The organism is Asanoa hainanensis (assembly GCF_900188485.1).
Lineage (GTDB): Bacteria > Actinomycetota > Actinomycetes > Mycobacteriales > Micromonosporaceae > Asanoa > Asanoa hainanensis.
Map to the genome: position 1 here is coordinate 1 of NZ_FZPH01000035.1, position 11,987 is coordinate 11,987.

Annotated in this window: 10 protein-coding genes; 7 read left to right on the top strand and 3 right to left on the bottom strand. The window is 68.9% G+C overall.

Translation table 11 applies throughout. From position 1 onward, the window contains the following. Positions 1-154: 154 nt before the first annotated feature. Positions 155-1,603, bottom strand: coding sequence for an MFS transporter (locus CHC05_RS39920; RefSeq protein WP_245871484.1), 1,449 nt, complete (start codon positions 1,601-1,603; stop codon positions 155-157). A gap of 281 nt (positions 1,604-1,884) precedes the next feature. On the opposite strand from CHC05_RS39920, the gene CHC05_RS39925 reads away from it, so the two are divergent. The 5 genes from CHC05_RS39925 to CHC05_RS39945 all read left to right on the top strand — a co-directional run bounded on the left by CHC05_RS39925 (position 1,885) and on the right by CHC05_RS39945 (position 8,097). Continuing rightward, complete coding sequence (locus CHC05_RS39925) at positions 1,885-2,229, top strand: carbonic anhydrase (RefSeq protein WP_089256018.1); 345 nt, start codon at positions 1,885-1,887, stop codon at positions 2,227-2,229. Between the two features lie 62 nt (positions 2,230-2,291). Beyond that, positions 2,292-5,033 (top strand): ATP-binding protein, encoded by a 2,742-nt coding sequence (locus tag CHC05_RS39930; RefSeq protein ID WP_179266595.1) that lies wholly within the window; start codon positions 2,292-2,294, stop codon positions 5,031-5,033. 75 nt (positions 5,034-5,108) lie between these two features. Further along, on the top strand, positions 5,109-5,900 hold the full coding sequence (locus CHC05_RS39935) for an alpha/beta hydrolase (protein WP_089256022.1): 792 nt from the start codon (positions 5,109-5,111) through the stop codon (positions 5,898-5,900). 26 nt (positions 5,901-5,926) lie between these two features. After that, positions 5,927-6,685 (top strand): SDR family NAD(P)-dependent oxidoreductase, encoded by a 759-nt coding sequence (locus tag CHC05_RS39940; protein WP_245871479.1) that lies wholly within the window; start codon positions 5,927-5,929, stop codon positions 6,683-6,685. A 95-nt stretch (positions 6,686-6,780) separates the two neighbouring features. Continuing rightward, positions 6,781-8,097: a hypothetical protein gene (locus CHC05_RS39945; protein ID WP_144022992.1), complete on the top strand. Its 1,317-nt coding sequence runs from the start codon at positions 6,781-6,783 to the stop codon at positions 8,095-8,097. 177 nt (positions 8,098-8,274) lie between these two features. Here the strand turns inward: CHC05_RS39945 and CHC05_RS39950 are convergent, their stop codons facing one another. Continuing rightward, complete coding sequence (locus CHC05_RS39950; protein WP_144022993.1) at positions 8,275-9,141, bottom strand: hypothetical protein; 867 nt, start codon at positions 9,139-9,141, stop codon at positions 8,275-8,277. 202 nt (positions 9,142-9,343) lie between these two features. Between CHC05_RS39950 and CHC05_RS39955 the strand changes: the two genes are divergently transcribed. Both CHC05_RS39955 and CHC05_RS41155 read left to right on the top strand, forming a co-directional pair. Continuing rightward, entirely contained in the window at positions 9,344-9,712 is a 369-nt protein-coding gene (locus tag CHC05_RS39955; protein WP_144022994.1) for a hypothetical protein, read from the top strand. Between the two features lie 79 nt (positions 9,713-9,791). Then, on the top strand, positions 9,792-10,199 hold the full coding sequence (locus CHC05_RS41155) for a DUF6232 family protein (protein WP_144022995.1): 408 nt from the start codon (positions 9,792-9,794) through the stop codon (positions 10,197-10,199). A gap of 30 nt (positions 10,200-10,229) precedes the next feature. Here CHC05_RS41155 and poxB read toward each other — a convergent pair whose 3' ends face one another. Then, positions 10,230-11,978, bottom strand: coding sequence for a ubiquinone-dependent pyruvate dehydrogenase (gene poxB, locus CHC05_RS39960; protein WP_089256032.1), 1,749 nt, complete (start codon positions 11,976-11,978; stop codon positions 10,230-10,232). Between the last annotated feature and the right edge of the window lie 9 nt (positions 11,979-11,987).

The window sequence follows — 11,987 nt, forward strand, 5'->3', positions numbered from 1 at the left end:
TCAGAAGGGTGTTGATGTCTGTCGTCACAAACGGATCATCGACACCCTTCGCCGTACCCACGACTTAGGGGTAGTTAGGACTTACTCGTCTAGGCCATGACCACCCGGACGCACCCACCGCGATCCACCCGGTCGCGGTGGGTGGCCGGCCAACTTACGAGACCTCGACCTCGGGAGGACCGGACGGCTGTTCCGGCGTTTTCGCGTTCTTGCGGTAACGGGCGAACAGCGGCGGGCTGTACCACGCGGTCTCGCCGCCGAACCAGTTCGCCAGCGACGGCGTCGGCGGCTTCACCCGGCCCAGCCAGTAGAGCGCGATGCCAACAAGCGCGCCGGCCGCGGACAACCCCAGGCAGATCCACAGCGCCGTGCGTACGCCATCCTCGGTGTTGCTCATGACCGTCGTCGCGATGTAGACCAGGATCGGCGCGATCATGAACGCGGCCACCGCTCGGAGGAGCTCGACGATCGCGAACACCCGTTGCAGTGCGGCGTTCCGGAGCGAGAAACCGGCGATGAAGAGCGACGGTGCCACCGAGGCGCCGACGCCGACGCCGATCAGGCCCGTGCCGACCAGCGTGACGATGGTGCTGGGTGGAAGGGTTCCGGCGATCAGCGCGATGCCGGCGCTGAGGCAGAGCAGGCCGGTCAGGGCGAAGTAGTGCAGGCCCTTCGTGGTGAACAGGATGGCGAACAGGATCGTGGTGATCACCGCGCCGCCGAACTCGGGTAGGTAGAGCAGGCCGAGCTTGAGCGGTGAGTAACGGTCGGCCAGGATCAGGCCCGACAGCGTGATCGCGGAGACTGACGCCGCCGCGGCCGACATGGCCGCGATGATGCCGGAAACCGGCATGGTGCTCGTGAGAGGCCGCACGATCAGCAATGGTCGTTTGGAGAAGTACTGGTTGACGAGGAGCACGAGGATCACCAGTACGCCGGCGGTCAACGGCGCCAGCGCGGCGGCGTTGAGCTCTCGGTGGGTCAGCAGCTGCGTGGCGCCGAAGAACGCGGCGATGCAGCCCGTGGCCGCCAGTGCCACGGGCAGCGGCGAGCGCGTCGCGGTCGGGTCGGCGGCCGGCACCTCCTGGTAGGTCAACAGGATCAGCACAAACGCCAGGATGGCGATGCCCGCGATCACCCAGAACAGCGGCCGCCAGCCGTTGGCGTCGGCCTGGATGCCGCCGATCAACGGGCCCAACGCGACCGCGCCGAAGATGCCCATGTTGAGCACGACGGCCGTATAGCGGATCTTCGACGGCGGGAAGCCCGTGACCAACGGTGGCACGGCGGCGATCAGCAACAGGCTCGTGCACAGGCCCTGCAGGACGTGCCCGGAGATGAACATGACGGTCCCGGTCGCCGCCGCGGCGAGGACGGACCCGACCACGAGCAGCACACCGTAGATGATCAGCATGCGACGTTGGGGCAGGTGCTGGGCGAGCTGCACGGACAGCACGGTGCCGAGCGCGTACCCCGCGTTGGCGAGGCCCTGGGCGAGGTTCACCTCGTACGCGCTCATACCGAGGTCGGCGCCGATGATCCCGGTGAGCGGTTGCAGAGCGGCCGACAGCACGAGGTACGGGATCAGGGCGGAGATGACCATCGTGGCCACGGCGGGATAATGGCCTGAAAGCGGACCGTGCCATTTCATGCCGCAGGCCTCTCCCGTGGACAAAGGGGAGCCGAGTGGCGACAGCCGACACCCAGCTCAGGCGTCACCGTCAAGCTACCCTGCGTAGCGATCATTCCGAGGCGACATTGACGGACAAAAGTCGTACGCGCGATCTTTCCGGATCTTTCGGAGGCGCCGAAGAGGCGGACCTAAGCTCGAAACGTGGACGAACTGGTGCAGCGCAATGTCCCGCTCGGAGCCTGGGCGGACGGGTGACGCCGGCCGTGATCCAGGACCTGGCGTGGATCAGCTACCTGCACGAGGTCAAGGCGCCCGACGCCGACTGGTTCGACCTCGCCGTGGTGCACCACACGGACTGTGGTCGCGGACTGGACGACGCCGCGCTGCGGAAAGGGTTCGCCGACCGCGGCCTCGATGACGCGGCCCTCGCCGACCTGGCGGTCTTCGACCCGACCAAGACGGTGCCCCAGGACGTCGAGACGCTCGTCAACAGTTCGCAGATCTCCGGCAAAATCAACGTCTCCGGATACGAGTACGACGTGACGACCGGCCTCCTGCGAACCCTGGTGCCGCCGCGCAGCCGAGACGACGGATAGCTCACACCCGGGCCTGGCGTTGGACAGTCAGGGTCTCCGACTGGATGCTCGACCCTGTGAGCGTGACCGCCGGTCGGCGGCTCGTCGGGCGTGACAACGAGCTGCGATCCCTGTTCCGGCACCTGGACGAGGTGGGTTCCAGGGGCCGCGCGATCGGGCTGCTCGGCGAGCCCGGCATCGGCAAGAGCGCCCTCCAGGGGGAGGTTCTCGAGCAGGCGCGCACGCTCGGGTTCACCGTCCTGCACGCGCGGGGCAGTCAGTCCGAGACGCACCTGCCCTTCGCCGGCCTCCACCAGGCGCTGCGGCCCGTGTTGCCGCGCGTCGACGAGCTCCCGGCCACGCAGCGGGCGGCGCTGCTCGCCTGCTTCGCCATGAGCGACTCGGTCGAGGTCAACCCGTTCTTCGCCTACCTGGCGGCGTTGGAGTTGCTGGTCGACTCGTCGCGACAGGCACCCGTCCTCCTGTCCCTGGACGACCTGCACTGGATGGACCGGCCGTCCATCGACGCGTTCGCCTTCGTCTGCCGCCGCATCGCCAGCGAGCGGGTGATCGTGCTGTGCGCGGCGCGACCTGAGTCCCTGCCGTTCACCGACGCCAACACGATCGAGTGGACCAACCTCGACGGCATCGACGAGGCCGCGTCGGCGGTGTTGCTGGAGGGACGGGCGCCGCACCTGCCCCCGGCGGTGCGCGATCGGGTCCTGCGGCAGGCGCGCGGCAACCCGCTCGCCCTCATCGAGTTCGCCGGCGCGCTGGAGTCAGGGCGGTACGCCTGGACGGAGCTCGACGACGACCTGCCCATGACCACCCGCCTGGAGCGGGCGTTCGCCACGCGTGCGGAGCACCTCGGCCCGGCCGTGCGCGCGGTGCTGACCGTTGCCGCGGTGGACGACGGCGACGACATCAACGACGTGCTGGCGGCCGCGGAGATCCTGCACGGCGCACCGCTCGACCGCGTGACGGCACAGCCGGCGTTCGAGCACGGGCTGCTCATCGTGGACGGTGACCAGTACCGGATCGCCCATCCGCTGGTGGGTTCGGCCCTTCGGCAGGCTACGCCGCCGACCAGACGCCAGGAGGCGCACGCGGCGCTCGCCCACGTGCTGGCGCGGCATCCGGACCGGGCGGTGTGGCACCGAGCCTCCTCGGTGTCCGGACGTGACGAGCGGATCGCGGCCGAGCTGGAACAGGCGGCTGGGAGCGCCCGGCGCCGCGGTGCGATCGCGTCCGCCGCCACCTGGCTCGAGCGGGCGGCGGCGCTGAGCCCGGACCCGCGGGCACAGGCCGCCCGGCTCCTCAGCGCCGCGGAGCTCGCGTACGAGCTGGGTCGGTTCAACCACGTCGAACAGCTCAAGGCGCAGGTCAACGCGACGACGCTCCGGCACCGGGACCGGTCCAGGCTGGCGTGGCTCGATGGCGTCTTCCACGACGGCTCGACCGGGGAGCCGGCCGAGGTGCGCCACCTGGTCGACTCGGCGCGGCAGGCCACCAGCGCGAACGACGTCGACCTGGCCGTGCGACTGCTGGTAGGGGCGGCCCGCAGGGTGTGGTGGCGCGATCCCGGTGAGCTGCTCAGGCACGAGATCATCCGGGCCGCGCGGGAGGTGACCCTGCCGGCCGGCGACCCACGGCTGCTGGCGATCTACGCCCTCACCGGGTTCCCCGAGCACGCGCCGATCGTCCTCGAGCAGCTCGCTCTTTGGCCCGCGGACGCCGACGGTCAACCGGACCTGGCCGGCCTGCTGGGCATCGCCGCGTTCTGCACAGGCGATTTCCACCGTGCCATCACGTTCCTGTCGACGCCCGTCCAGGAACTCCGCGCGCAGGGCCGGATGAGTCTGCTCGCCGAAGCGCTGGCGATCCGGTCGTGGGCCGAGATCTACCTGGGCGTCTTCGACGCCGCGAGCTCGGCTGACGAGGCGATGCGCCTCGCGGACGAGACGGGCCAGTCCTCGTGGGCCGCCACCGCCAGGATCGCCGTCGCGCTGATCGACGCGGTGGGCCGGGGTTGGGACACCCGCCACACCCTGCTCTCGGAGGCCGAGCTCGTGGCGCTGCGGACCCCGAACGCCGCGTCGTCCCTGCTCGCCGGCGTGCAGCTCGCTCGTGGCATCGCCGAGTTGGGTGCCAACCGGCACGAGCAGGCTTACGGCGAGCTGCACCGCGTGTTCGTACCCACCGATCCGGCGTTTCAACGGGTGCAGCAGGTGTGGACGCTCAGCTACCTGGCCGACGCCGCGGTCCGCACCGGTCGCCATGCCGAGGCAAGGTCCGTGTTGGCGTCGGTGGAACAGGTCGCGAACGCCTCCACCGGGTCGACCATCGCCCTGGAGTACGCCCGAGCGGTGCTGGCCGACCAGGACCTGGCCGAACCGCTGTTCCGGGCGGCCATGGCCGGCGCGAGTGGCCAGTTGCCGTGGCACCAGGCCCGGGTCGAGCTGGCCTACGGCTCGTGGCTGCGCCGGCAGCGCCGCGTCGTCGAGTCCCGTGCCCCCCTGCGGGCGGCGCGGGCCACCTTCGACGCCCTGGGCGCGCGCACCTGGGCGCGGCAGGCCGACCAGGAGTTGCGGGCCACCGGCGAACGCGGCTGGCAGCCCAGGTCGAACCCGCGCGAGTCGCTGTCCCCGCAGGAGACCCAGATCGCCGAGCTCGCGGCGCGGGGCCTGTCCAACCGCGAGATCGGCGAGCGCCTGTTCCTGTCCCACCGCACGGTCGGCTCTCACCTGTACCGCATGTTCCCGAAGCTGGGCATCGCCTCTCGCCATGAGTTGGCCGCGGCCTTGAGCATGCAGTCACCTGACTGAAGCCCACGGATCCTCCACCGTCCTACCGTCGTCGGGATCGCCTCGGCGCCCGGCTTCTTACGAGTGGAGACAACAGTGGCAACGCCCGTCCTCTTCATCCATGGTCTTTGGCTGCACGCTTCGTCCTGGGACCCGTGGGTTCAGCTGTTCCGTGCCGCCGGCTACGAGCCACACGCTCCTGGCTGGCCCGGCGACGGCGACACGGTCGACGCCTCGCGGGCGAACCCCGACGCGATCGCGGACCACGGCATCGACGACGTGGTGACGCACTTCGCCGGCATCATCGAACAGCTTCCGACGGCGCCGATCCTCGTCGGGCACTCGTTCGGCGGGATGATCGCGCAGAAGCTCCTGGGCCAGGACCGTGCGCTGGCCGCCATCGCGATCGACGCCGCACAGATCAAGGGCGTGCTTCCCCTGCCCCTGTCGGCGCTTCGGTCCACGCTGCCTGTGTTCAAGAACCCCGCGAACCGCCATCGGGCCGTGTCACTGACCGCCGAGCAGTTCCGCTACGCCTTCGCGAACACCGTCTCGGAAGAGGAGTCGAACGAGCTCTTCCAGCGGTGGACCATCCCCGCTCCGGGACGACCGCTCTTCGAGGCCGCCGCCGCGAACTTCAACCCACACTCGCCGGCCGAGGTCGCGACCGACAACCAGACCCGCGGGCCGCTGCTGCTGATCGCCAGCGGAAAGGACCACACCGTCCCCGAGACGGTCACCCGCGCGACGCTCAAGCAGTACCGCCACTCCGACGCCGTCACCGACATCAAGACCTTCCCCGATCGCGCGCACTCGCTGACCATCGACTCCGGCTGGCGCGAGGTCGCCGGCACCTGCCTGGCCTGGCTCAGGGAACAGTCGCTGTGAACCTCGACCTCACCGGCCGGACCGCGGTGGTCACCGGCGCCAGCAAAGGCATCGGGCTCGCGGTGACGCAAGCACTGATCCAGGAGGGTGTACGGGTCGCGGCAGGCGCACGGCACGGCTCACCCGAGCTGAACGAGCTCGCCGACCGTGGTCAGGTGACGGTCGTCCTCGACGATCTCACCACGGTGGCCGGATGCCAGACGCTCGTGAACGAAGCCGTCACCCGCTACGGCGGCGTCGACATCCTCGTCAACAACGTCGGCGGAGTGCACCCGCGCACCAAGGGCTTTCTCGAGGTCACCGACGCGGACTGGCAACAGGCAATGGAGATCAACCTCTTCTCCGCGGTACGCGCCAGCCGAGCCGCGATTCCCCACCTGCTCCGGCGCGCCCCCTCGGCCATCGTCACCGTCTGCTCGGTGAACGCCGCGCTGCCCGATCCCACGGTCATCGACTACAGCGCCGCGAAGGCCGCGCTGCGCAGCTTCTGCAAATCGCTGTCGAAAGAGCTGGGACCATCGGGGGTACGGGTCAACACGGTCAGCCCAGGACCCGTGGAGACGGCCTTGTGGCTGGGCTCCGGCGGCGTGGCCGAGACGTTGGCCTCGGAGCGGGGCCTGGACCCGGCCACGGTGAAATCGGCGGCGGTGGCCGGCACCCCGACGTCGCGCTTCACCCGGCCGGCCGAGGTCGCGCAGATCGTGCTGCTCCTCGCCTCGGAGACCGCAGGAAACGTAACGGGCACCGACGTACTCATCGATGGCGGCTTGGTCACGAGCCTTTGACCCAGCTGGCGGACGGCCTTGCGCGGACACGTGGATGGATGTTGAGGTGTCAACGCTCTCCCTCTCGACTCCCACCAACCCACAACGGGGTGATCATGCGCCTACTGCGCACTGTCCTGGCCGGGACCGCGGCGGCCGCTCTGGCCGTTTGCGGTTCTGTCGCCGTCGTGGCGTCGCCGGCCTCCGCGGCGGACGTCGGTGCGCAAGGCACCTTTACGTCGCTGTCCTCGACCCGCATTCTCGACTCCCGCACCGGAAATGGCGCGCCGAAGCAGATCGTCGGCCAAGGCGCTACCGTGCGCCTGAAGGTCGCCGGCCGTGCGGGCGTACCCCTTTGGCCTGTCTCGGCTGTGGTGCTCAACCTGACCGTCACCGGCGCCCGCGGCAACGGCTACCTGACCGCGTACCCCGATGGATCGGCGCGGCCGACCGCGGCCTCGATCAGCTTTGCCAAGGGGTGGACCCGCGCCAACACGGTCACCGTGCCGCTCGGGGAGAGCGGTTACGTCAACATCTTCCAGAGCAGCCTCGGCGCGCACGTCATCGCTGATGTGACCGGCTACTACAGCGGCACAACGGAGGGAATCCCCGGCAGCACCTACCTCCCGGACGCGACGCAGTGGCGGCTCGACGACACCCGGGCAGACGGCGCGGCTCCGCTGCCAGGCGGCTCCTCGATCCGGTATTCGGTCTACTTCCCCGACGACCCGGTTCGGTCGTCGGCCATCACCGCGTACGTGGTGAACCTGACCGCGGTCAACCCGCGAACCACCGGTTATCTGACGACTTGGGACGGCTTCGGCCCCGCCCCGTCAGGCGTTTCGGCACTCAACTACGGCATCGGTGGCGTCTGGCCCAACAGCGCCATCGTGCAGGCGACCGGGTGTCTGTTCTGCACGGATCCCAGCCTGAAGATGTTCGGCGTCTACACCAGCGGTACGACCCACTGGCTCGTCGACGTCGTCGGCTACTACGTCGACACTCTCGACGGCCTGAGGTTCACACCGGTGCCTCCGCAACGCATCCTGGACACCCGCACGACGTCGGCGATCGGCGCGGGTGCCAGCCGCACCGTCGACGGGACGGCGGCCGCCACCCCGGAGACCCTATCCTTGTCCGTCAACGTCACGGCGGTCGCTCCGACCGCCAACACGTACCTGACGGTCTGGCCCGAGGGCCAGCGCCCCACGGTCAGCATGCTCAACCCCAACAAGGGCGAGACAGTCTCCAACGGCACGACCGCCGGGGTGAACGCACTGAACCAGTTCCAGATCTACAACAGATCCGGCGCGTCCAACGTCGTCGTCGACGTGAGCGGCCGGTTCGAATACGTCCCGCTGACAACCACCGCGCGTGCCGCCCAGGGCCTCACCCCGAGCGGCCGACCCGGCGAAACACAACGCAGCCGCTGACCGACCCGCACGACCGAAGCTTCGCCCCGGGCCCACCCGGGGCGGAGCATGGTACTGGGTGTACCTACCCTGATCCAGAGGGTCGGTGCCCCGCGTCCGCACGGTTGGGCTCTCACATACGGGCAGCCGAGGCCAGGTCGAGCTCCGCGGTGGAGTCCGACGGACGGTTTCGCGTGCCTACGGCATACCTCTGAGGGACTGGCGCCTGTCGTCCCAGAGATCTCGCGCCTTCCTCCACGCAGGGTCGACGGCGTCGCGGCCGAGGATTGCCTCCATTACCAACCCTGCGTCGCAGACCCAGCGTAAGGCCTCACCGGCGAAGAACTCGTTGGCTCGAGAGTGCGGAGACGAGCCATCGGCTTGCGCAAAGTGGTCCCACCAGCCGTAGCTGGCCCCACCGGCAAACGACGCCAGCAGGTCGTCGAACGATCGGCCGCGAGCGTCGGCGAAGGTGAATGAACGTTCCCAGACGTGCAGGCCAACCGCGTTCCTCGCCGCCGCGCGCAGCGTTAGCCAGTCACGTTGGATATCCCGAGCCGAACGCAGCACGAAGCCGATTTCGGCGCCCTGAAGCTGCTTCTGCAGTCCGTCGAAATCGTCCTGGCCGAGCCACAACGTGACCGAATCATCGACAACGTGTTCCCAGCCTCTATCGGAAGTACCTGGGGAGTCCCGAAGCCTGTCGATCCCCTCGGCCGAGCTGTGAAGCCGCTGCAGTGCTGCGGTCGTGTCGGCTTGCTCTCGAGCATTCAACGCTTCGTCGGCCAGTCGCGCGCTCACCCGGTGCAGTACGCCGAGCGCGAGGGGCACGCCAAAGCATGCGCTGACGATTCCGGTGTAGAGGTTGGTGGAGAAGGGGCGATCGGCCCAAAAGTCGGTGTTGTCACCCAGTTGCCCGAGTACTGCCAACCCGATGCCTGTGACTAGGAGAGCGACGGATCCAAGTCGCACCCGCCGTCGGGAGGCACCTTTCGACGGCGACGTTATTTCGACGATCGCCTCGCCAACGGTCCCCGGTGCGGCGATGGCTTTCCCCTTCGGCATGCGCCGATGGTAGGAGACTCGCGCTTCATGGGGCCCACGTCGGCCAGACTCGCCACCTTGGACCTCCGCGCAGCGTGCCGAGTGACTCGTAGATCAGCCTCCAACGTCCGGCGCGCGGTGTGTCTGGAGTTGACCAAGCAAACGCCGTTACCCTGTGATCGCTCCAACGGTGACGTCCGCTTTGTGGCAGGTCAGGTTGAGCGTGCTGGAGATCGTCCTGTGGGGCCTGGCCGGATCATTCGTCGTCGAGGCCCTGAACTTCGTGGGCTCGATCCGCAAGCACCAGAGCTGGCCTTGGCGAGCGCCCGGCGAACTCAACCTTTGGTTGTATTCGGTCTGCTCTCTTCTTCGTTTACTGGTCGGCGCAATCGTCGCTGGAGCCTTGGGAGCCGACGGCCAGGTCTCAGGAACCGCTGGTGCGTTCTTGATCGGCGTGAGCGCGCCGTTGATAGTGCAGCGTGTTGTGCAACAGGCCGAGGCCAAGATCGTTACGCCGCTCGATCAGCCCGAGACGGAGCGAGCCGCCGTTCTTGCGGAAACGACGGGAGGTGCGGATGCCAATGTCACATGACGAGAGCGTGTCTGGCGGTTCCGCGACACACCAGGCGCCTGCATCGTCGTCGCGTCCACTACACCGGCAGCCTGGGATCTTGATCACGACGGAATCGTTTGTTGTGGCAGGTCGAAGCTTCCCCGTCCGGGACCTGTCCAATCTCCGCACGGCGCGCGGACCATACGACCGGTTGTGGGTCAACGTCGCCGCGTTGGCGGTTGCCCTGGCCACGGCGTCGTCGACGCTCTACCAGGTTGTCACCGCCTGGCTGGGAGTTGTCAGCGCAAGTGTGTCAGCCGCGCTGGCAATCGCAGCTTTCCTGCTGCGGCGTGGGCGACCCAGGACCTACGAGCTCTGGGGCGACTACCGCGGGATGACAGTTCTACTCTTTTCATCCGACGACGAGCGCGAATATGGCCAAGTCACGCGAGCGGTATTGCGCGCCCAAGAAAGGGCCCGCTCAGGCAGTGGATCGCCCGATCTCGACATGCCGCACCCATGGTAGGGAGATTCCGCGAAGACCGCCCCAGCTCAGTTACTCCAGGTCGAGTTGGCGCAGGTTCGTGTGGGCCAGTTCTACGATCTCGTCGGCGTTTCCGGACAGGATCGTGCGGGTGGCGTACAAGGTGAAGCCTTTGATCTGACCGTAGGTGAGCTTCGGCGGCAGCGAGAGCTCCTGGCGCGCCGTGCGCACGTCGACCACCGCGGGCCCGTCGTGGGCCAGCGCGTCGCGCAGGGCGGTCTCGAGCTGGTCGGCGCTGTCGACGCGCACACCGAAAAGGCCGGCGGCCCGGGCGATCGCGCCGTAGTCCGAGTCGGGCACGTCGGTGCCGTAGGTGACGATGCCGGCGGCCTTCATCTCGAGCTCGACGAACGACAGGGCGCTGTTGTTGAACACCACGACCTTGACCGGCAGCCGTTGCTGGCGCAGCGTGAGCAGCTCGCCGAGCAGCATCGCGAGGCCGCCGTCGCCGGACAGGGCGAAGACCTGCCGACCGCGGTCGACGGCCTGGGCGCCCATCGCCTGTGGGAGGGCGTTCGCCATGCTGCCGTGGGTGAACGAGCCGACCAGCCGGCGCCGGCCGTTGAGGCGCAGGTAGCGCGCCGCCCAGATGCTCGGCGTCCCGACGTCCACAGTGAACACCGCGTCGTCCGTGGCCAGCTTGTCGATCATCGCCGCGACGTGTTGCGGGTGTAGCGGTCGGCCGGCGCGGCCCGGCTCGGCCAGCCGGTCCAGCCGGGCCCGGGCGCGGCGGTAGTGGGCCGTCATCCGGTCCAGGTGGCTCGTGTCCGTCTTCGACGTGAGCAGCGGCAGCAGCGCGTCGACGGTGTCCTTGACCGTGCCGACCAGCGGCACCCGGACGGGCACGCGGCGGCCGATGCGCTCGCCCCGCACGTCGACCTGCACCACCGGCACGTCGTCGGGATAGAACGGCCGGTAGGGGAAGTCGGTGCCGAGCATGAGCAGGGCGTCGCAGTGCTCCATCGCCCGGTAGCCGGAGCTGAAACCGATCAGACCCGTCATGCCGACGTCGTACGGGTTGTCGTGCTCGATGTGCTCCTTGCCCCGCATGGCGTGCACGATCGGGGCCTTCAACGTGCCGGCGATGTCGATCACCTGGTCGTGCGCGCCGGCACAGCCCGCCCCGGCCAGAATGGTCACCCGCTGAGCCCGGTTGAGGACCTCCGCGGCGGCGGCGAGCGCGGCATCGTCGGGCCGGATCACCGACTCGGCTTGGCGCACCGCGACCGGCCACGGGCTCTGACTGGCGGCGGCATCGGCGTCGGCGAAGAAGATCTCGCCGGGGATGACGAGGACCGCCACACCGCGGCGCTGCACGGCCGCCCGCATCGCCATCTCCAACAGCCGCGGCACCTGCTCGGGGATGCTGGCGAGCTCGCAGTAGACGCTGCACTCGGCGAACAACTGCTGCGGATGGGTCTCCTGGAAATAGCCGCTGCCGATCTCCGGCGTCGGGATATGGGCCGCGATCGCGAGGACCGGAACGTTGCTGCGGTTGGCGTCGTACAACCCATTGATGAGATGCAGGTTGCCCGGACCGCAACTGCCCGCGCACACGGCCAACTGCCCGGTCAGCGCGGCCTCACCGGCGGCGGCGAACGCGGCGGCCTCCTCGTGGCGCACGTGTTCCCAGGCCATACCACCATCGCGGCGCAGCGCGTCGGTGAAGCCGTTGAGCGAGTCACCGGGAATGCCGTAGACGCGCTGGACTCCGGACGCCTTGAGCGTCGAGACCATCGCCTGAGCCACCGTACGCGCCATGTCCGCTTC

Coding starts and splice junctions, on each gene's coding strand:
- CHC05_RS39950 (WP_144022993.1), bottom strand. CDS start 9,141: ATGCCGAAGGGGAAAGCCATCGCCGCACCGGGGACCGTTGGCGAGGCG.
- CHC05_RS39945 (WP_144022992.1), top strand. CDS start 6,781: ATGCGCCTACTGCGCACTGTCCTGGCCGGGACCGCGGCGGCCGCTCTG.
- CHC05_RS39920 (WP_245871484.1), bottom strand. CDS start 1,603: ATGGTCATCTCCGCCCTGATCCCGTACCTCGTGCTGTCGGCCGCTCTG.
- poxB (WP_089256032.1), bottom strand. CDS start 11,978: ATGGCGCGTACGGTGGCTCAGGCGATGGTCTCGACGCTCAAGGCGTCC.